21 protein-coding genes are annotated in these 17,864 nt (G+C 60.4%); 16 read left to right on the top strand and 5 right to left on the bottom strand.

Features of this window, described 5'->3' with window-relative positions:
* Positions 1 to 5: 5 nt before the first annotated feature.
* Both W911_RS13945 and W911_RS13940 read right to left on the bottom strand, forming a co-directional pair.
* Positions 6 to 611 carry a flavin reductase family protein gene (locus tag W911_RS13945; protein ID WP_023788187.1) on the bottom strand — a complete coding sequence of 202 codons (606 nt, stop codon included), beginning with the start codon at positions 609 to 611 and terminating at the stop codon, positions 6 to 8.
* Positions 612 to 637: 26 nt separating this feature from the next.
* Positions 638 to 1,276: an alpha/beta hydrolase gene (locus W911_RS13940; protein WP_023788186.1), complete on the bottom strand. Its 639-nt coding sequence runs from the start codon at positions 1,274 to 1,276 to the stop codon at positions 638 to 640.
* Here W911_RS13940 and W911_RS13935 point away from each other — a divergent pair.
* The 5 genes from W911_RS13935 to W911_RS18925 all read left to right on the top strand — a co-directional run bounded on the left by W911_RS13935 (position 1,275) and on the right by W911_RS18925 (position 9,218).
* On the top strand, positions 1,275 to 2,300 hold the full coding sequence (locus W911_RS13935; protein WP_144083608.1) for a hypothetical protein: 1,026 nt from the start codon (positions 1,275 to 1,277) through the stop codon (positions 2,298 to 2,300). The genes W911_RS13940 and W911_RS13935 overlap by 2 nt on opposite strands.
* Before the next feature lie 354 nt (positions 2,301 to 2,654).
* Positions 2,655 to 3,191: a hypothetical protein gene (locus W911_RS13925; RefSeq protein ID WP_023788183.1), complete on the top strand. Its 537-nt coding sequence runs from the start codon at positions 2,655 to 2,657 to the stop codon at positions 3,189 to 3,191.
* 738 nt (positions 3,192 to 3,929) lie between these two features.
* Complete coding sequence (locus W911_RS13920) at positions 3,930 to 4,613, top strand: hypothetical protein (RefSeq protein WP_023788182.1); 684 nt, start codon at positions 3,930 to 3,932, stop codon at positions 4,611 to 4,613.
* Between the two features lie 10 nt (positions 4,614 to 4,623).
* A complete protein-coding gene (locus tag W911_RS13915; protein WP_023788181.1) occupies positions 4,624 to 5,868 on the top strand; it encodes a hypothetical protein in 1,245 nt (414 codons plus the stop codon).
* Positions 5,868 to 9,218, top strand: a complete 3,351-nt coding sequence (locus tag W911_RS18925) for a TroA family protein (protein WP_023788180.1) — start codon at positions 5,868 to 5,870, stop codon at positions 9,216 to 9,218. Before W911_RS13915 ends, W911_RS18925 begins: the two co-directional genes overlap by 1 nt.
* Here W911_RS18925 and W911_RS13905 read toward each other — a convergent pair.
* Positions 9,208 to 9,435 carry a hypothetical protein gene (locus W911_RS13905; protein ID WP_023788179.1) on the bottom strand — a complete coding sequence of 76 codons (228 nt, stop codon included), beginning with the start codon at positions 9,433 to 9,435 and terminating at the stop codon, positions 9,208 to 9,210. The genes W911_RS18925 and W911_RS13905 overlap by 11 nt on opposite strands.
* The gene (locus W911_RS13900) at positions 9,432 to 9,698 is read right to left on the bottom strand and encodes a hypothetical protein (protein WP_023788178.1); all 267 of its coding nucleotides are present in this window, start codon (positions 9,696 to 9,698) and stop codon (positions 9,432 to 9,434) included. Before W911_RS13900 ends, W911_RS13905 begins: the two co-directional genes overlap by 4 nt.
* A gap of 85 nt (positions 9,699 to 9,783) precedes the next feature.
* Between W911_RS13900 and W911_RS13895 the strand changes: the two genes are divergently transcribed.
* Genes W911_RS13895 through W911_RS17495 form a run of 8 tightly spaced genes read left to right on the top strand, consistent with a single transcriptional unit; the run spans position 9,784 to position 14,507 of the window.
* Positions 9,784 to 10,737 (top strand): hypothetical protein, encoded by a 954-nt coding sequence (locus tag W911_RS13895; RefSeq protein ID WP_023788177.1) that lies wholly within the window; start codon positions 9,784 to 9,786, stop codon positions 10,735 to 10,737.
* Positions 10,734 to 10,958 carry a hypothetical protein gene (locus W911_RS13890; RefSeq protein WP_023788176.1) on the top strand — a complete coding sequence of 75 codons (225 nt, stop codon included), beginning with the start codon at positions 10,734 to 10,736 and terminating at the stop codon, positions 10,956 to 10,958. Before W911_RS13895 ends, W911_RS13890 begins: the two co-directional genes overlap by 4 nt.
* 10 nt (positions 10,959 to 10,968) lie before the next feature.
* Positions 10,969 to 11,352 (top strand): hypothetical protein, encoded by a 384-nt coding sequence (locus W911_RS13885; RefSeq protein WP_023788175.1) that lies wholly within the window; start codon positions 10,969 to 10,971, stop codon positions 11,350 to 11,352.
* 6 nt (positions 11,353 to 11,358) lie between these two features.
* Positions 11,359 to 11,946: a hypothetical protein gene (locus W911_RS13880; protein ID WP_023788174.1), complete on the top strand. Its 588-nt coding sequence runs from the start codon at positions 11,359 to 11,361 to the stop codon at positions 11,944 to 11,946.
* Between the two features lie 7 nt (positions 11,947 to 11,953).
* Positions 11,954 to 12,166 carry a hypothetical protein gene (locus W911_RS13875; protein ID WP_023788173.1) on the top strand — a complete coding sequence of 71 codons (213 nt, stop codon included), beginning with the start codon at positions 11,954 to 11,956 and terminating at the stop codon, positions 12,164 to 12,166.
* A 2-nt stretch (positions 12,167 to 12,168) separates the two neighbouring features.
* A complete protein-coding gene (locus tag W911_RS13870; RefSeq protein WP_023788172.1) occupies positions 12,169 to 12,474 on the top strand; it encodes a hypothetical protein in 306 nt (101 codons plus the stop codon).
* Between the two features lie 18 nt (positions 12,475 to 12,492).
* The gene (locus tag W911_RS13865; RefSeq protein WP_023788171.1) at positions 12,493 to 14,076 is read left to right on the top strand and encodes a hypothetical protein; all 1,584 of its coding nucleotides are present in this window, start codon (positions 12,493 to 12,495) and stop codon (positions 14,074 to 14,076) included.
* Entirely contained in the window at positions 14,073 to 14,507 is a 435-nt protein-coding gene (locus W911_RS17495; protein WP_144083607.1) for a hypothetical protein, read from the top strand. The genes W911_RS13865 and W911_RS17495 overlap by 4 nt, the downstream gene beginning before the upstream one ends.
* Here the strand turns inward: W911_RS17495 and W911_RS13855 are convergent.
* The gene (locus W911_RS13855) at positions 14,500 to 15,474 is read right to left on the bottom strand and encodes a pectate lyase family protein (protein WP_023788169.1); all 975 of its coding nucleotides are present in this window, start codon (positions 15,472 to 15,474) and stop codon (positions 14,500 to 14,502) included. The genes W911_RS17495 and W911_RS13855 overlap by 8 nt on opposite strands.
* 151 nt (positions 15,475 to 15,625) lie before the next feature.
* On the opposite strand from W911_RS13855, the gene W911_RS17490 reads away from it, so the two are divergent.
* From W911_RS17490 to W911_RS13840, 3 genes are read left to right on the top strand one after another with little or no spacing between them, the layout of a single operon-like run.
* A complete protein-coding gene (locus tag W911_RS17490; RefSeq protein ID WP_144083606.1) occupies positions 15,626 to 17,002 on the top strand; it encodes a C40 family peptidase in 1,377 nt (458 codons plus the stop codon).
* Complete coding sequence (locus W911_RS13845) at positions 16,999 to 17,448, top strand: hypothetical protein (protein ID WP_023788167.1); 450 nt, start codon at positions 16,999 to 17,001, stop codon at positions 17,446 to 17,448. Before W911_RS17490 ends, W911_RS13845 begins: the two co-directional genes overlap by 4 nt.
* 3 nt (positions 17,449 to 17,451) lie before the next feature.
* Entirely contained in the window at positions 17,452 to 17,850 is a 399-nt protein-coding gene (locus W911_RS13840; RefSeq protein WP_023788166.1) for a hypothetical protein, read from the top strand.
* Positions 17,851 to 17,864 lie beyond the last annotated feature (14 nt).

Genomic DNA, 17,864 nt, shown 5'->3' with positions numbered 1-17,864 from the left:
GCAGTCTACGGCCGAGCGATCTGAAATGCGCCGCGCGTGTCGAGATACCAGTCGCGCCCGTGCATGCGCCCGATCAGGTCGAGCTTCTCGGTCGCGATGTAGTGACGGGACGCGTCGAGGAGATAAGCGTCTTCCACATGCGCATGCACGATCTCCCCGATGGCGATGAGCTGGTTCGGCGTCGGCGTCAGAGGCGTGTGCAACCTGCACTCGAACGCGACGGGACTTGCGGCGATCCGCGGCGGCGCAATCTTCACGGATGGCCGCGCATCGAGCCCGGCCAGGGCCAATTCATCCACGTCGGGAGCCACGCCCGCCGACGTCGCGTTCATGGCCTCCTGCGCCGCGCGCGGAACGAGGTTCACCACGAACTCGCCTGTGTCCAGGATATTGCGCGCCGTGTCTTTCATCGTGCCGTCCTTGTCGGCCTGGATACCGACAGCGAGCAGCGGCGGGTCTTTGCTCAGCGCGTTGAAAAAGCTGAATGGCGCGGCGTTTCGCACGCCATCGAGCGAAAGCGTCGTGACCCACGCGATGGGGCGCGGCACGACCGTCGAAGCGAGAAGCTTGTAACGGTCGTCCGGCGCCAGGGTTTGAAAGTCGAAGTCCATCGCGTGAGCCTTATCGTGTTTGCCCGTTACCTACGGGGAGGAATATCCGCCAGGATACGCTGAACATGGCGGATCTCGTCGTCGACGATGGTATGCGCCATGCCCGGATAGATGCGTGTCGTCACGTTGCCGCCGAGTGCGGTGAGCACATCGGCGGATTCGTGCACGCGCGCCTCCGGAATGTGCGCATCGACATCGCTACAGCCGAGAAAAACCGGCGTGGCTGCGAGCGAGCCCGCATAGTCGCGCGGCGTCCCCGGCGGTCCGATCAACCCTCCGCTGAGGCCCGCTACGCCCCCGTAGCGGCGCGCCGTGCGAGCCGCATATTCGAGCGCGAGACAGGCCCCCTGCGAGAAGCCGATCAGCACGATCCGCTCGGGGCCGAGCCCTTCGCCGGCGAGGGCATCGACGGTTTCACCGACGATGCCGAGCGCCTGGCTGAGGTGCGGCTCGTTCTCCTCCAAGGGGGCCAGGAACGAGTGCGAATACCAGCTCCCGGCCGGAGCCTGCGGCGCGATGAGCGCCACGTCCTTCGCGCCGAGCGCTCCGCCGAGGGCGAGCATGCCCTCGGCGGTCGCGCCGCGACCGTGGATCAGAACCGCCGCCGCGCGGGCCGCCTCAAGCGGCACACCCGCGCGCACGACGTCGAACGTCTGAGCCGTCATGACTGAGCCTCCTTCTCCGTTGGCTCGCCTGAAACCGGAACGAGTGTGGCCTCGATCTGAGCGCGGCGCCGGCGTCAATGCGACAACGATCAACCCGCTCGACATCGCCACGGCGGAGCAGCACCCGGACGGCTTGCTCAGGCCGGTCCCGTTTCGCGGCTACATGCTTCTTTGTGGAACGCGCTCTATCGAGGTTTGGTCGAATTCAGGAAACCCGGAGGGCTTCCCTTTCTCTTGGTCTCACACGATACCGTCAGGGCTTCTGTCTCAGCACGCGATTGCTGGTGGTACGGACGAATTTGCGGAAATCCTATTGTGGGTTTCTGACGACAAGACCGTTCGCCGCCTCGATGGGTATGAGCCGACCGTCGTCTCCCCGTCGTGGCTGAACAGACGGCTGAGCGCGCTCCAAAACCAACATACGCTGGAAGCCTGCGTTTACACGTCAGCTGGGCACAAGTTTTGGCAACTGTCGTGCGACGAGTGGAGTGTCGCGTTCGACGTTACAACTGGCAAATGGTCTGAGCGCAACAGTTACTTGCAGAAGCGCTCACGGATCACCCAAGCCTTTCCGATTGGCGACGCTTTTCCGAACGTCACGAAATGGCTCTGTGGCGACATGTTGTCCGAAAAGCTCCAGGAAATCACCGCGGATGCTCTCCGAGAAGATGGGCAGCCGCTCGTGTGGATGATGGAAAGCGGGGAGGTGAAAAACTTCCCGAACAGTATCCAAGTCGCAAGAGCTGATTTCGACTTTGTGCCCGGCGTCGGCATCGCAACAGGCGACGACCCGATTCAGACAGATCCGAGTGTGGAAATCTCGTGGTCGAACGATGGCGGGTTGAAGTGGTCGCGCCCCCTGATCCGAAAGCTCGGACGCCAGCAGATCGCACAGCATCCGCCCTATGTTTTGAATACCGGACTATCTGGCCCTAGGGGCCGGCGCTGGCGGATCACGATCTCTGACCCGGTCGACGTGATGTTTTTCGGCGCGGACCAAAAAGCAGACGTGAGGGCGACGTAGATGACGCCATGGTCGAAAAATGCTAAAATGTATGCTCCTCCGCAGAGGCCACAACGGCCTTTCGAGGCAGACTATCCGGGTGGAGCAAGAGCTGATGAAACAGGACGACTCACACACGACATCGAAGGAAGACCCCTCACGGCAGACTACGTTGTCGGTCGAAGAATGGTGGGCGGACCTGATGAAGCCGTCCCGCAGACGCCGGAAGCCATTAACGCAATCGCAGAGGGACTCTTTGGCTCGCGGATATCGCCAGTTGCGCGCCGAGAGATTGGTGGCGACGCAGGACGCTTCACAGTAAGCGCCGGCCCGGACGGGCCAACAGGCGTCTTATAGAGCTCGAAGGCAACCTTCATGGCCGACCTTAAGCTCCGTCCTTTGCCACAACCCCATATTCCACTTGTCAGCCCGATCAACGAACAGGCGGCACAAGCCTTCTACGAATACTGGAAGGACGCAGATAGAATCCTCCGGGCTGTTGCAAAGTTCGTTAATGAAGACGAGCCGTATCAGCCGGATTTTGCGACAGACGGCGACGTGTACGCTGCGGCCGCAAATGACAAGGTTTTGACGACAGAGCGGTTGGCAACGGCTGCGGCTCCGGTCGCGATCACGGACGGATCGTCTCCCACTTTCGACTGGGCTGCGGGTGTCAACAGAACGTGGGTCCTATCGGCAAACCGGACCGTTCCGAATCCGACGAATGTGCAGCCCGGGACGTGGCGCACGATCAGAGCGATTGGTGCTGACGGGTCTAGCCGATCAATTGGTTTTGGCTCAAACTTTGCTGGCGACATCCCGACGGTGGCCGTGACCAACTCTGCTCCTATGCTTCTGACGTTCTTCGCGGTGAGCGCGACGAGAATCCTCGTCTCTGCGATGAAGGCGTAGGTCGTGAGCTTCTTGCCCGGTTGGTTTCCATCTCCCTCACAGAGGAAGATCGAAGTCCTGCGGCTCGGCAGCACGACGATGGGGATCAACCCTGCAGAGCCCGTCCATGTTTGGTCTGGTACTCCGATTGCGGCAAAGGATTACGCTCGCGTTGTCTGTGTTTGTATCGTGGCCGCGCGAAGCCTCACCACGTCTTTTAGTGGTCTATCGTCGTGTACGATAGCCGGTGTGTCCGCCACGATAGGCGGCCAATGCGAACTGACGGCCAACATTTCGCAAAACCGCAGCGGCTTCATTGCGTTTGCCTATGCGACCATTTCAGCGGGTGCGAGCGGGAACGTTACGGTCGTCGTCAACCCATACGCTAACCAGGTTATCATTCATGCCTTTGAGGTTAGCGGTTCAACTGGTGTTGCCTCCATTCTGACCTATCCGACCCGCTCCCAAACGCATGTGATGAGCCGGAACGTTCCAGCGGGGAGTGCAGTAATTGGGCTCGGTGGAACGACAAGCACTTCGGCATCTGTCACTGGGTCATCATGGAGTGGTCTAGGGAACGCGTTTGAAACGCAATACCCCTCTCCTTTCAGCACGCAGCGGTGCACGTTGAGCACGGCGTTCCAGCAGGACCTCCCTGCGGCATCGCCAAAAATTATTTCGACCACTGTCTCGAATTTCCCTGACGTCGTGGCGCATCAGGCCATCTCAGCTCTGTTCATTCTATAGAAGGAGGCTCGTATGAGCTTGCTCAGTGCATTTTCGTCCGGCAGCGCAAAGCGTGCGGCCGGCGCGGCAAACGATGCTCGAATTGCCGGGCTCCGAACGGGTGAGCAGCGTGCAACGGGCCTGATGGACGAGGGCCTTGCGGCGGCCCGTCCACAGTACGACAAGGCCATCGGTCTGTTCGACCAGTACACCCAGCAAGGCGGGGCGGCGACCGGTGCCTACGGAGACGCCATCGGCCTTGGTGGAGCAGACGGGTACGAGCGCGCCACGGAATCGTTCCGCACGGGGCCTGGCTATCAGTTCGCAGTTGACCAAGCCACGGAAGCGGCAAAACGCAATGCCTCGTCGCTTGGAATGCTTGGGTCCGGCAACACGATGATGGCGATTGCCGACAGGTCCCAGGGCCTCGCTGATCAGGAATATCAGCGGTATCTCGACAACCTATTCCGTGCATCGGGACAAGGCCAGAGCGCGGCAACGACGCAGGCAGGGTTGATGACCGGCCTCGGTGATCTCCAATACGGCCACAACGCCGCGAAGGCCGGTCTCGCGCACGGCACGGAAACCGGGGTCGGTCAGTCAAACGCGCAGCTCTTTGCGGATCGCAACGCGGCCAATCAGGCGGCGAGCGCGAACACATGGAACGCCATCATGGGCGTTGGAAACCTCGCCGCGAAATTCTTCGGCGCCTCGTAAGAGAGACAAGATGGCACGCTTTCCGAGCTTTAGCTTCCCGAGCCAGACGACGCAGGCGAGCGGCGCGTTCATGCCGGCGCAGATCGACTTTTCGAAAATCTCGCAGATCGCGGACAGCTACTACGACGGGCAGACCAACCGCATGAAGCAGGATGCGTTCCGCGACGAGCAGTCCGCACGGCAAGACGCTCGTGCACGTGACGCTCAGGTGCGGCAGGTGTTCGCCGGCGGCGTTCCGAAAGATGCGCAGGGCAACCTCGACTACACCGCGATAAGCGAACGCCTCATGTCACTAGATCCGTCGCAGGGCGTGGACTTCCTGAAGTTGGGAAGTGCCGAACGGGAAAGAGCCGATAGCCGTGCACATCGGGATCGTTCGTTTGAAGCGGATCAGTCCCACCGCAACCGTATGTATGGATTGCAGCAGGAGCAGCTGACGCCCTCAAGCGTGCGGGAATATCAGTTCTACGCTCAGAACGAACGGGGAGCCGGACGAGAGCCGATGCCGTTCAATGAGTGGCGGAGCCAGTCGGCGTCCGGGGGCGGAAAGTATAGTCTCAATCCGATCTATGGTGTGGCCGCTGATGGCAAGCCCGTCATGATGCAGCTCGGCAGTGATGGAACGTTGCGCCAGGCCGACACGCCGAGCGGGGTCCAGGTGTTGGGGCCAGGAGAAACCGCTGAAGCGCGGGCAAGAGGGGCTGCAACAGGAAAGGTGCGCGGCCAAGCGCAGGCCGAACTTCCTGCTGTTGTTCAGAACGCGACCCAAATGCTTGGCATGTTGAACTCGCTCAAGAGCGATCCGTATTTGCCGCGGATGCTTGGTCCGATTGATAGCAGGACGCCCGACATGTCGTCCGCTGCCGGTCGCGTTCTGAGCAAGATGAACCAGATCAACGGTGCAGCATTCTTGACGGCCTTCGAGTCGCTGAAGGGCGGTGGACAGATTACGGAAATCGAAGGTCTCAAGGCCACGCAGGCCATCAGCCGCTTGACCGAACGAAATATGCAGCCCGAGGAATACGCCGCCGCAATTGAAGAACTTGAGCAGGTGGTCCGGAACGGTGTGATCCGTGCGCGTGTGGATGCTGGAGAACTTCCGCAGTCGGCCCTCGGTACCCTGCGAAACTTCGAGGACACGGTTCGAACGCCGAACAACGCGCAGCTTCAGGCGCCCTCAGTTGGGACCGTGATGGACGGATACCGCTTCAAAGGCGGAAACCCCGCAGACCAGAGCAACTGGGAGCCGATTTAATGGCTGGACCGTGGGAACAGTTCGCACAACCGGCTTTGCTTCAGTCTCCGGGACCGTGGGAACGGTATAGAGCCGAAAATCCGGCCGTTCCGCCGCCTACGCCGCAGACACGCGACGAGCAGCTTCGCAAGAGCGCAGAGGAAGACCTTGCAAAGCTTCGCGAGGAAAACCCTGCTCTCTACAACCTCAACATGCCTGGCGGAGCAGAGACGGCTCTTCGCGGCATCCCGGTTCTGGGCGGGTTCGTAGATGAGGCGAAGGCTGGCGTTTCTGCTGGTGTGAACGCCGTCACGGGTGGCTGGGCCGGCCAGCCTTATGACGAGGCCTTGGCCTACGAGCGTGCACGTCACGCAATGTCGGACGCGGAAAGCCCTGTTGCGAACACGATCACGAAGCTTGCCGGTGGTCTTGCCACAGCTCCCGTTACGCCTGTTCTTCAAGCGGCAACGACGCTGGGGAGAATTGGAGCGGGAGCCGCCACGGGTGCTGCGTACGGTGCCGGACATGGCTTCGCTGAAGGGGAAGGCGGCTTCTCAGAAAGGCTGGGCACGGCGGGCGAATACGGTGCGGCGGGCGCGGCTATCGGTGCTGGTCTGCCAGCAGTTGGCGCAGCGGCGACAGGTGCTTTGTGGGCCGGTCGCCAAGCAGCTCCCTGGCTCGCAGCGCGTCTTCCCGGGCGTGCGGCGGACGATGTTGCGGATAGCGTGCTTTCAGCGCGCATTGAGCGCAGCGGTGCCACGCCGCAGACCGTCCAAGCTGAGCTCCAAGCAGGACAAGAGGCAGCGCGGCTTGGTCCGAACAGCCAAGCCCGCTTGCCCGAAATGATCGCTGACACGTCGGATGGCATGCAGCGGTTGACTGGCAGCGTCTATCGTCAAGGTGGCAGAGCAGGAGAGATCGTTCGCGATGCGCTTGAAACCCGTCAGCGCGGCGACCCGAACCAGATCAGCCGGTTTGCCAGCGGTGACACAGGACAGCGGGGCAGGATCGACGACGCTCTCTCTCGGGCGCTCCAGCTTCGTACGAGCGCCAGCGCACGCCAGACGGAACGGCAGATCGCCGCGGATCAGGCGAGAGAAGGGCGGCGCCTCTATGACGCCGCCAGGGAAGGCTCAGAGCCGTTCGATATTCAAGGCGTGATCGACGGCGTAGCCCAGAGGATGCAGGATTATCCGCCTGGCATATCCGGGCAGTTTCAGAAAGCCATTGACCTCTTTACGCAGCCCGTAAAGAAGGGCGCGGCCGACGCGGAAATGGCGCTGATGACCCGTCTCCGCCGCCTTTCCGAGGACATGCAGGAGAAGATCGCTTTCGCAAAGAACGATCAGACCCGCGAACGCCTCGCGCGGCGCTTTGCCGTGCTCATGAGGCGAGGACAGGAAGATCTTGCGACCCTTCGTTCCCAGAATGCGCAATTCACTGCCCAGAGACGCCCCGTCGACAACATCGGCCGGTTCGATGCTGCGAAGCAGGAACTCGACGACATGATCGAGGCCGCCCGCCGCGGCGGAGAGAACAATCTCGCCCGCCTGTTGACGGGATTTAAGAACGATCTTCTCACGGCCGTGCATCAACCCAACGCCGCAGGAGACCCGACGCGTAACGCACTCTATCAACAGGCTCGGAACGCCTGGGGCTCCGCCGCTGAGAACCGTGAGGCGATTGAGCTTGGTCGCGCTGCACTGAGAGAAGGCAGCGAGGTTTCGATCGAGCAGTATCGCAACCTATCGCCTGGTCAGCAGATCTATTTCAGGCAAGGGTTTCTTGAGAGTGCCCGGAACGCGCTCGGAAACAGGCGCTCTGGCAACGACGCAACGATGCCGTTCCAAACGGCGCGGGTGCAGGATCTCTTGAGAGAGATCATTCCAAATTCGGGTCCGAGGGCGCGTTCAGCAGCAACCGCAGGGACCTTCGGTGATCGGTCCGGTCGTTTCGGCGAATACCTCACACGCGAAGAACGCATGGGGCAGACCCGAAACCGCGTTCTCGGAAACTCCGCTACGGCGCAACGTCAGGGTGACGATGCCGAATTTGCCGCGGATGCCTTGTCGCGCGTGATGATGGGCCTCAGGGGCGGAACAAACGCCATCCTTGAAGTGGTGGGCGCTGCGCTGACCAGAGCGACGGCGTATCGTCAGGACGTGGCTGAGGCTCTTGCTCGGCGGTTGGTTGAAGCCGATCCGGCCGCACAAGCACGCATTCTGCAGAACCTTCAACGCCAGCTTGGCCCGCAGCGTTTCCGCGAGTTCACGCGGAGCCTCGATCAGATGGTTCCGGTGGTCCCTGGCGTGGCGGGTGATGCTGAGGGCGCTTCAGAGGCCCCCACACCACGTGACCCCAGATTCGACCCTCCTATGCGCCTTGGCGGTCCACGTCCTGAGAATCCTGCGTTCGAACAGACCGCGCCACGGCCAGGCGATGCGCCGCCACAAGCAGAATTGAGGAACTACAACCCGTCGCCTTCGGAAAGCGCAGCGTTCAACGTCAGGCAGGGTGCGGAGGCGATTGGACTTCCATCCACGACCGCGGAGCGCATCGGCTCGGCTGCGGGTGGCGCGGTAAATCTGCTTACGCCACTCGATGACGTCTCCAGCGCCGTAGAGAGCGGTACAGCAGCAGATGCTGCCATGGCGGGCTTCAGCCTCATCCCTGGCTTCCGGGGCGGCAAGAAAGCCGCTGAAGCAGCCCTGCCGGCCTTGAGGTCCGAGGTGGAAGGGCTGATGTCCCAGTATCGCCGCCTCACCGGAGAAGCGCGTCCTTTGCCTCGTAGCGTGGAGCCCGTCGAGGAACAGTTGAGTGGACTCAACGATCTGAAAACGTGGCTCACCCGAGAATTGGAGCAGGCCGGAGCGTCGCGTCCGAAGTCTCCCGCAACGAGTGTTCCCGTAACCTCTTCCGCGCAACAGGAAGAGGTTCTGCGCTTCATCCAGAACAACCCTTACACTCAGTCCATTCCGGGCCGGCAGGGTTTTCCTTCAAAGAGTGAGCAGGAGCAGTTGGCGCGCGAGTTCTTCAGGGCTGGCGGCGAGATGCCGGCCGCGCCGTGGGGACATACGCTGCACTCGGCGACGGAGGACGTGCGGCGGATTCTCGGTGAGGCGCATGCCGCTGGCAAGAAGGTCTCGAAGCAGGCACAGGAAGCTGCAGGCAACGCGGCGAAGAAGGCTGATGCTGCTGCAAAGGAGCTTGCCACGCTTCGCCAGAAGGCAGAACTCGCGGATGCGCGAGGTGGATCTCTGGACTCATTGCGTCGACAGCTTCAGGCTGCTGAGAAGAAAGCCAAGTTCTACGAGGGAGAATATAGGAATGTGTTGGATCGTCTCGAAAAGACGATGGGCACTAAATCTTAATCCGGTTCGCGATCTCCCTACCGCGCATGTAGTGCTCGCTTGAGTGCGTCAGCTCGCTGTCGATACCGTGAATGCGTTCACCCATCCGAATTTCAGCACCAGCGAAAAGCAGAATTAGCCCAGCTTTTTCTTGTTCAGGAGGAAGCTCGGATAGTTTCTCCGCCTCCGTAAGCAGGGCTGCATGCAATTCTTCCTTGATGCGGTCTTCGCGTGTCATCGGTCTATGTCCCTGAACGCAGTTGTAAGGTTCGATCTTGGGACTTGGTCACGGCGAAAATTGGCTACGCCGACCATGCAGGCAAAACTGATGGCCATAAGCACGAAGAACACGAGTGCGCCTAAGATCTGAAAGTGAATGATGCTGGCAAGCATCGCGAACAAAGCTGCCAACCCGCCGAAAAAGAACGCGAGCAGCCAGAACCACGACTGAGTTAGCAGCACCAGAACGGCCACGCCGATAAGGATGGTCCAGGTGTCCATATCGCCCCTCGTTCAGTAAGCGGCGAATCCTACCGCCCCTCCGCCCACACATCAACGTCCTTCTTCAACCAGGGAACATCCTTCCGTGGCAGGCACAATCTTTTCTCTCGCACTCTCCCAGAGGTTCGACACCCAGGGCCGACTGTTGGTCAACGCCCCGTTGTACCTCTACCAAGCGAACACACTTATCCCAGTAGATAGCTATGCGGATTCCGGGCTCAGCGTCCTGAACCCTTGGCCGCTGAGGACAGATAGCGCGGGGATGATTCCGGAGTTCTGGCTCCCGGACGGGTCGTATCGCGCGCGCCTCACGGATGCCAGAGGATCAACCGTCCTTTTCGACCTCCTGAATGTGATGGCGCTGGGGCCATCAGAAGGTGGAGGTGGTGGCGGAGGAGGCAGCGTCGATCAGACCGCCATCCTCAAGACCGGGGATTTTTTCTGGCAGCCAGTCAGCGCCACGCGGACAGGCGCTGTTCGCGCAAACGGCAGAACAATCGGGTCCGCAACATCAGGGGCTACGGAACGCGCCAACGCAGACACCCAACCGTTGTTCGAGTTCATTTGGAACACGTTCCCAAATTCCCTTTGTCCGGTCACGGGAGGGCGCGGATCGAATGCCGCTTCTGACTTTCTCGCCAATAAGCAGATCGCTACACTCGATATGCGCGGCCGCGGACCGTTAGGGCTTGACGACATGGGGAACATCGCAGCGGGAACTATCTCGGGAGGCTCGCCAACTGTCCCTGGTTCAGGTGGGGGCGCGGAATCTCGTTCGTTTAACGTCACGAAAGCCAACCTTCCAGATTACGCCCTTCCACACACCCTTACGATCACAAACAACACCGGCGTCGTCCGAAATTTTTCTTGGACCATCTTCAACCTCGCGGCGGGTGGCGTCGATACCCCTCGCCAGTTCAATCTTACCCAGGACACCTTATCGCTGGGGGGCTCTATCAGGCTCGACGGCGGCGGCCAGGCGATCAGTGTCAACACAATGAGCCCGTATCGGCTCGGGACGTGGTTTATCAAGCTATGACGCGGGACGAGCAGATCAAGCGCGCAAAGGCGATTGCCAACGCGCTCCGCCCCTACATACCTGAGAAGGCCAGAGAGATCGACCAACTCGTTTCCGATCTTCAAGGCAACAAACGAGAGACGGTTGAGATCAGCGTCGGCGTCAAATACCGCATCGAAAAGTACGAAGGGGACTATTCCCCGGAAAAGACGCCGGTCGAGACCGTCGAAGGCGAAGGATAGGAGAGAACACATGCCACTCACTGAATCGGGCCGCAACGCGATTGCTTCCGCGATCATTGCCGACAGCTTCACGTCGTTCGATAACGCGAATGCGCATCTTGGTGCTGGGGATAGCAACACGGCGTTCGCTGCCAGCCAGACCGATCTGCAAGCTTCGTTAAACAAGCTCCGCAGGGGTATGGAGGCGGGCTACCCCCAGCGAATGAACAACGAGCTCTCGTTTCAGGCTTTGTTTGGCACTGACGATGCCAATTGGGAATGGACAGAATGGGGCCTGTTCAATGCCGATTCGGCAGGAGTGATGCTGACCCGAAAAGTTGACGCGCTTGGAACGAAGACCAACGCCCAATCCTGGTTGCTAACCGCGACCCTCACTGTTGAGATAGGCTCGTAACACACGATGCTCTTTCACGGTGCTCTCTTTGAACGCGCCCTTTTCGACCAGGGCGTTGTAAGCGATGGAGTCGTCGAGAAAAACGTCTCGGACGCGATCTCTATCATCATAACGGAGCATCTTGGCGAGATCGTCCCCAACGTCGGCGTGTCGGATGACGTGACCCTTCACGTCTCCGATATAGCGTCGATCTTCGGGAGTGTTTCGGCGTCTGACAGCATCGTTGTCACCATAGACGATCAGCTCGGGATAGCCGGGTCTGCGTCGGTGTTCGACGACTTCTCGCTCTCCGTTGTCGACGCACTCAACGTTCTCGTTCAGGCAGATGTAGCTGACGATGTATATCTCCCGATCCTGGACCTTGTAGCGGTAACGACGGTGATTGATGCGTCAGATGCCGTCGATATTTTGGTTGGCGATGTCGTTTCCGACCTTCTCGTAACCCTAGACGTTGATGACGTGATCGGCCTGTGGGTGCGGGAATACCTCGACCGTATTGAGCGAAACAAACCTGCCTCTGTGCTGCACAACATTGGCGTTGGTGGCGCGTCCGTCCGCATACGCGGCAGGCGCCTCAACGTCCTTTTGAACTGAGGCCTCCATGCTGTTTCACGGCCCACTTCATTCGATGGCTCTGTTCGAGCCATCGAGCACAGATGGATTTGCAGAACAGATTTTCGTCTCCGACACGCTCACGCTCGTTATTGACGACTCATTCTCGGTCAAGACCGAAGAAATTAATCGCGAGACGCCGGACGGCGTCATTCTCCGTATCGGAATTGGGTCTGTCCGCATCAAAATCAGAGAAGCATAGCTATGATCGAAGTTACACGCGGGGCCCTCGTTGAATTCTACGACTGCCAGTTTCGCGACAAAGACAAGAACCCAACTGTCCCGGAATCTGCGCTTTTGCGCATTAGCTATCTCAAGCGAGGGTGCAAGGCGTGTGATGAGATCGAAATGATAGGTTCCAACGGCCTATGGTCTGCGACATGGGACAGTTCTGAGGCCGATCCCGGAAATATCTACTGGTTTATAGAATCCACCTCTCCGGAAGCCAAAGTCGGCCAGGGGCAATTCCGCCTGGTCGCCAATCCCGCCGCCATGGGCTGCGGCTGCTGATAGGGAACGCATAGACACATGGCTGACTTGCTTGACAACTGCCGCTTTACAGCGGGCAGCATGGGAACGGCTGACTTTTCCGACGGAACAGAAGATCTAACGTTCCGAAACCTGGAAGATGCTGGAGCCGAGGACGGGAAGACCTATCCGTACAAGGCGCTAAACGCGACCGGGACCCAATGGGAGATCGGCCGCGGCAGAGCTCTAAATACGTCCGGTGGGTGGATTCTCGAACGGACCACGATCCAGGATTCCTCGAACGGCGGTAGTGCCGTAAACTTCGGTACTGCACCGACGGTGATCATCACGGCAGGTCGAGAGGAATTCGGAGCGGACCCGCAATCATTCCAAGTCGTGCGTTTGGCTGCAACCGGAAACGTCGACATTTCCGAGGATCTTGAGGACGGCAAGACCGTCGATGGCGTTATGGTTGCCGAGGGCGACGTCGTATTGCTGGCGTTTCAGACGGAAGAAGAGGAAAACGGTCCCTACATCGTCCCCGCCTCTGGCGCGGCATCACGCCATCCTTCCTTCGACACCTTCGACAGCCTGCCCGGCGTCTACTTCTCCGTGATGGAGGGCGACGAGAACGCCGACACGCTCTGGCGGTGTACCTCTGATCGCGGCGGAACGCTCGGAGCCGATCCGGTCGAGATTGAAGAGTTTCGAGGTGGCGGCGGGCTCGGGGGCGGCCTGCTTATGCCGGGCGGCAGGTTGACGCTGCAAAGCGGCGCGCCCGTGTCGACGGGCGACGTCACGAATGCAACGAGCATCTACTACGCCGCCTACAATGGCCGATCTGTGCCCGTGTGGGACGGAGCGGAATGGCACGTCGTCGATGTGGGGGGTGAGCTGTCGCTGTCGTTTGACGGCGATTCCGGACACACCGGATACCATGCTGCCAATGGTCTATTCGACTTGTTCTACGCGACCGTAGACGGTGAGTTTTATTTCGGTACGGGACCTGCATGGGCCTCGACCACTGCGCGATCCGCTGCGCTCTCTCGCACGTGGCTCCCTGTCAACGATTCCGCGATGCTGCTGCGCTACGGTGACGGGGCAGGGGATACGATCGAGGTGCCAGCGGCGCAGGCCACCTATCTCGGCACTGTGTTTATGCTGGGCAACGGGACGACGGATGACCGCAGCGGCGGCGTGAACACCGTGGCGCAGCGTTTCGTATGGAATGCGTACAATCGCGTCTCTCGCCCCATGCGCGCCATCGAGCCCGCCACGTCGTGGGCCTATACCACCGCGACCTTCCGGGTCATGAACGCGAACAGCAACAACAGGTTTCAGTTCGTCGTCGGCCTGGATGAGGACCCTATCGAAGTGTTCGCCCACCAAGCCATGACGTCGTCCGCGACGCCCGTTACGGGAATTGGGTTCGACTGGGTGTCCGGGAACCCGGACGCCATTGGAGGATGGTCGTTCGGTGCTTCCGGTGGAGCATTTGGTTCGGCAACGGCTGTTTTGAAGCGCATGGCAGGCATCGGTTTCCATCAAGTGCATGCCCTCGAAAAAGGTAACACAGGCGCCACGTTCTACGGTACGAGCGCCGGGAACTGGAATTGCGGCATGTTTGGGAGCGTGATGGCATGACATTAGATGAGCTACACGGTTTCATGCAGGCGCTGATGCGCACCGTCGGTGAGGTTTGCCCCATCCATGGGGTATCGGTGGGCGCTCGGAGCGACAAACAAACGTGGCGCGTGGACTATGCAGACACGGCGACACCAGAGCAGATCGCAGCAGCCGAAGCCGCAATCTCCGCCATCGACGCGAACGCGCCGATTGTTCCGCAATCGGTGACGCCGTATCAGGCGCGCATGGCGCTGCACTATGCAGGGCATTTGCCCGCCGTTGAGGCGCTCGTGTCCAACCCGGAGACTGACGCGGCCGCGCGGATCGCGTGGGAGTACGCGACCGTGTTCGAGCGCCACAGTCCGTTCATCGCGGCGCTCGCGCCGGGGCTGGGACTGACGGAGCAGCAGGTGGACGATCTTTTCATCGTGGCGGGCTCGCTTACATAATCGAGCTTGCAACCCAATTTAGAGAGGTGGTGCCAGATCGCGGCCCGCGGACGTAGAAATTGCTGCACGTGTTCGCCGCGCTCACGGACACGCCACCGATTGCGCCGATGTTTGAACAGTCGATCACGCCATGGTGGCAATTACTCAGCACAAGCCCGTTACACCCGAGGATACTCACCATCACCGAGCTAGACGGAACGGCGGTCGATCCCGTTAGGAGAATGGCGCCAGACTGAGCACCTGTGCCGGACGCGGGCCAGCACCCACCTCCGTGCCAGGAAAGGCCAACAATCGCGGAAATGATAGCGCTGTAGCCCACCGCTCCAAACACTTCGACATTCCTCAGCGTCATGGTGCGCAAACCAGTTGGGGCGTCTGTTTTCAGACTACCATTGAGCCACAGAGTGTAATCCCAACAGTTCGTGCCGTAGGCCGTAAGGTTGAGGTTTTCGAGCAGGGATTTGCCGCCGGTGTAACCAGTCGTAGCCCCGGCCATGACTTGCACCGCCGAGCCTCCCGTTCGACCTGTAGCGGAAGCGATCGTCAGATTGCTCAAGGTCCAGCCAATCGAGGGGCCGCGAATATCGATGAATCCCTCGCCTGCGGTGGCGTTGTAATCCCTGATCAGCTGTGTTTCCCACATGCTGTCACCGTCGATGCGGAACCCCTGAGCTTCGATGATCGGCAACGGGCCGGAGATGCGGTATTTCGTGGGCGCTGTGGGGCTGGCTCCCGGCAGTGTTGGGATGCGTAGGCGATTGATGACGCCGGCGTTTATATCGTTGAACGCATCCGTGAACGCGACGCGATCATCTGTTACGCCATCACCTACCGCGCCGTAGTCGTCCACAATGCTTGGCGATTGGGCTGCGACGACTGCGGATGGTGTCATTCCCAAGGCTGCGAGGCCGCCTAGTATGTGGCGTCTGTTCGGGGTGAGAATGCCGTTGTGGTTCGTCCAGCGCATTGAATGATCCGTATATGGTTGATCCGATGTGCCATCATTGGATAAGCGCATTATTCAATGATGTCAAAACTCTCGGTTAGGCGGCGCCACACAACAAAACTGCGATCAGGGCTGGCATTCGCCGGCCCTTTTTCTATGGGAGAATGAGATGATGTCCATTCCGGCGAGTGTTCGGCACCGCAATAGCGGAGCGCAGTATCCAGGCCCAAGCTCGCGGCTGTTTGGCGGCTCGTCTCACGCCATCATCGGAGGCGGGCACCGGATCGCGACGTTCCCAACGATGGTGGACGGCGCGTCCGCTCACATGCACCTTTTGCACCGCGTCTATGCTGGACTGACATTCTCAGCTGCCATCGCGAAGTGGAGCGGCGGGAACAACATCAATTCGTATCTCCGTGTAATCGAGTCCCGCACCCGGTGGACCCGTCACGACTACGTGACGAAGCAGCTCATCGAAACGCCGGACATGGCGATTGAGCTTTGCAAGGCGATGGCTTGGCACGAGGCCGGCCGCGAATACCCGATGACGGACGCTCAGTGGGTTGAGGCCCACGAGCAGTTCGTGACGGTGATCGGGGGTGGGTCGGTTCCGATTGATCGGGTGGCGCCGGTTCCACAGACGGCTCCCCTGGAAATGGCCAAGACGCATCTTGGCGAGCGGCGCATCCCCGGCCCCGACACGAATCCTTTCATCGAGAAGCTGTTCATCGAGGTCGGCAGCCCGCTCCGCGGCGACGACCATTCGTATTGTGCAGTCGGCGCCGGAGCGATGCTCAAGCGCACCGGCTTCGCCTACATCGAAGGCGAGGCGGGCCAGCTCGCTCGGAACTATCTGAAATATGGTCACGCGCTCGATGAGCCTGAGGAAGGCTGCCTCGTCATCTTCTGGCGAGTGAAGCCGAATAGCTGGCAGGGACACGTCGCGTTCGTTGAATCGTGGACCGCCACGACGCTCACCATCGTCGGTTTCAATCAGTCGGGCGCGGTCACGCGGATGACAGTTCCCCGCACTGGTTCTCGCAGCCAGGTCCTCGGCTACCGGCGTCCGGTCCCGAACGTCCGTCCGGTCTCGGAGGTTGTTAAGGAGGAGTCGGTCGGACAGAAAACGGTCGGCATTCTCGGCCTACTCGGCACCATCTACTACACCTGCAAGGGGTGGGTGTTGTACGCCGTTGACTCCATCGCGGCCGTGGTCGGGTTCCTCCCGGAAGCGGCGTCGGAAGCCTCGCGTGCAACGGCACCGGTGCGGGAGCTTGGCGACACCGTTCCGGCCATTGTCCCGATCTTGTCGTTCATAGTTCTGATCACCCTCGGGATTGGCCTCTATCGTTCCGTGAAGCGGCTCCGCCCGAACAGCGGCGCATTGACCAAGCCTCCCTACGAGACGGACATCGAACCGGAAGCTGATGCTGTGGATATGTTCGATGCGCCGCTGCCCGAAAAGCGGCCCAGGCGGAAAGTGTCACGTAAGACGGATCGCGACAAAAAACCGGCACGCAAATCCAGCACCCGGAGGAAGGCCGCATGATCACCATCCTCACCAGCCTCTTTGGCCTTGCGAGCTGGGGCGGCGGCCTGCTCGGCCTCGCAGGTGTCGCGCTCAAGGTCTTGGGCAAGTTCGCGCCAGGTGCCGCGTCGACGATCCTCAGCAACCCGATCACGGCTGCGGCTGGAAAGATCGCGGAAGGCTTCGTCGATCTCGTCGTTTGGGCGATCAAGGCGACGCTCACTTATCTAGGCACCCGGATCGCATCTGCCCTCGATCACATCTTCTCGAACGGCTTTGCCGGCGTGTTTTTCCTCGCTTCCATCATCCTCGCCTACGAGGTTGGAGGCTGGGGCAGGCCCTCACCCCAGGCCGCACACGTTTCGCCGCCAGTGACTCGCTCTGCCCCGGCAACACCCGCTCCAAAGACCAGCGCTCCCCAATCCTCGACCGATCCGTTCGATTGGATCGCGAAGCATTTCCGTTAGCCCATGAAAAACATGATGTCTCCCGCATGGCGCGCCTTCGGGAAGGTCGCCACGCTCACGCTCGGCCTCGGACTTCTCGCGGTATCCACGAGCTGTCTCGCGACGATGCGGTCTGCTCCAACAGAGCCGCGCCTTTACGATATTGAGGACCGGCTGGCGCTCGTGGAAATGGACATCGACGAGATCAGCGCATCTGCAACAGGTAAGGAAGACTTACAGGTTCACAAGTCGCTCAACCCCGATCTCATCTGCGAGGACGCCAGCGACACGCCCAAGTGCGTCCCTGCCATCCAAATCGCACCGGCTGACGTCACGCTCCAGACGATCACTGTCCGAAACGCACCCATCAAGCGCCGGACGCAGCGCAAGCCTAAGAAGATCTGCCCTCTGTTCGGGCTCTGAGGACATCAAGGAGA

The sequence above is a fragment of the Hyphomicrobium nitrativorans NL23 genome (assembly GCF_000503895.1).
Taxonomy (GTDB): domain Bacteria; phylum Pseudomonadota; class Alphaproteobacteria; order Rhizobiales; family Hyphomicrobiaceae; genus Hyphomicrobium_C; species Hyphomicrobium_C nitrativorans.
The sequence above is the reverse complement of the archived record's forward strand: the minus strand, read 5'-3'. Positions and strand labels throughout refer to the sequence as shown.

What these genes read in the sequence shown, in the direction of transcription:
- W911_RS13945 (WP_023788187.1), bottom strand. Translation starts at nt 611, where the DNA reads ATGGACTTCGACTTTCAAACCCTGGCGCCGGACGACCGTTACAAGCTT.
- W911_RS13935 (WP_144083608.1), top strand. Translation starts at nt 1,275, where the DNA reads ATGACTGAGCCTCCTTCTCCGTTGGCTCGCCTGAAACCGGAACGAGTG.
- W911_RS13940 (WP_023788186.1), bottom strand. Translation starts at nt 1,276, where the DNA reads ATGACGGCTCAGACGTTCGACGTCGTGCGCGCGGGTGTGCCGCTTGAG.
- W911_RS13925 (WP_023788183.1), top strand. Translation starts at nt 2,655, where the DNA reads ATGGCCGACCTTAAGCTCCGTCCTTTGCCACAACCCCATATTCCACTT.
- W911_RS13920 (WP_023788182.1), top strand. Translation starts at nt 3,930, where the DNA reads ATGAGCTTGCTCAGTGCATTTTCGTCCGGCAGCGCAAAGCGTGCGGCC.
- W911_RS13915 (WP_023788181.1), top strand. Translation starts at nt 4,624, where the DNA reads ATGGCACGCTTTCCGAGCTTTAGCTTCCCGAGCCAGACGACGCAGGCG.
- W911_RS18925 (WP_023788180.1), top strand. Translation starts at nt 5,868, where the DNA reads ATGGCTGGACCGTGGGAACAGTTCGCACAACCGGCTTTGCTTCAGTCT.
- W911_RS13905 (WP_023788179.1), bottom strand. Translation starts at nt 9,435, where the DNA reads ATGACACGCGAAGACCGCATCAAGGAAGAATTGCATGCAGCCCTGCTT.
- W911_RS13900 (WP_023788178.1), bottom strand. Translation starts at nt 9,698, where the DNA reads ATGGACACCTGGACCATCCTTATCGGCGTGGCCGTTCTGGTGCTGCTA.
- W911_RS13890 (WP_023788176.1), top strand. Translation starts at nt 10,734, where the DNA reads ATGACGCGGGACGAGCAGATCAAGCGCGCAAAGGCGATTGCCAACGCG.
- W911_RS13885 (WP_023788175.1), top strand. Translation starts at nt 10,969, where the DNA reads ATGCCACTCACTGAATCGGGCCGCAACGCGATTGCTTCCGCGATCATT.
- W911_RS13880 (WP_023788174.1), top strand. Translation starts at nt 11,359, where the DNA reads ATGCTCTTTCACGGTGCTCTCTTTGAACGCGCCCTTTTCGACCAGGGC.
- W911_RS13875 (WP_023788173.1), top strand. Translation starts at nt 11,954, where the DNA reads ATGCTGTTTCACGGCCCACTTCATTCGATGGCTCTGTTCGAGCCATCG.
- W911_RS13870 (WP_023788172.1), top strand. Translation starts at nt 12,169, where the DNA reads ATGATCGAAGTTACACGCGGGGCCCTCGTTGAATTCTACGACTGCCAG.
- W911_RS13865 (WP_023788171.1), top strand. Translation starts at nt 12,493, where the DNA reads ATGGCTGACTTGCTTGACAACTGCCGCTTTACAGCGGGCAGCATGGGA.
- W911_RS17495 (WP_144083607.1), top strand. Translation starts at nt 14,073, where the DNA reads ATGACATTAGATGAGCTACACGGTTTCATGCAGGCGCTGATGCGCACC.
- W911_RS13855 (WP_023788169.1), bottom strand. Translation starts at nt 15,474, where the DNA reads ATGCGCTGGACGAACCACAACGGCATTCTCACCCCGAACAGACGCCAC.
- W911_RS17490 (WP_144083606.1), top strand. Translation starts at nt 15,626, where the DNA reads ATGTCCATTCCGGCGAGTGTTCGGCACCGCAATAGCGGAGCGCAGTAT.
- W911_RS13845 (WP_023788167.1), top strand. Translation starts at nt 16,999, where the DNA reads ATGATCACCATCCTCACCAGCCTCTTTGGCCTTGCGAGCTGGGGCGGC.
- W911_RS13840 (WP_023788166.1), top strand. Translation starts at nt 17,452, where the DNA reads ATGAAAAACATGATGTCTCCCGCATGGCGCGCCTTCGGGAAGGTCGCC.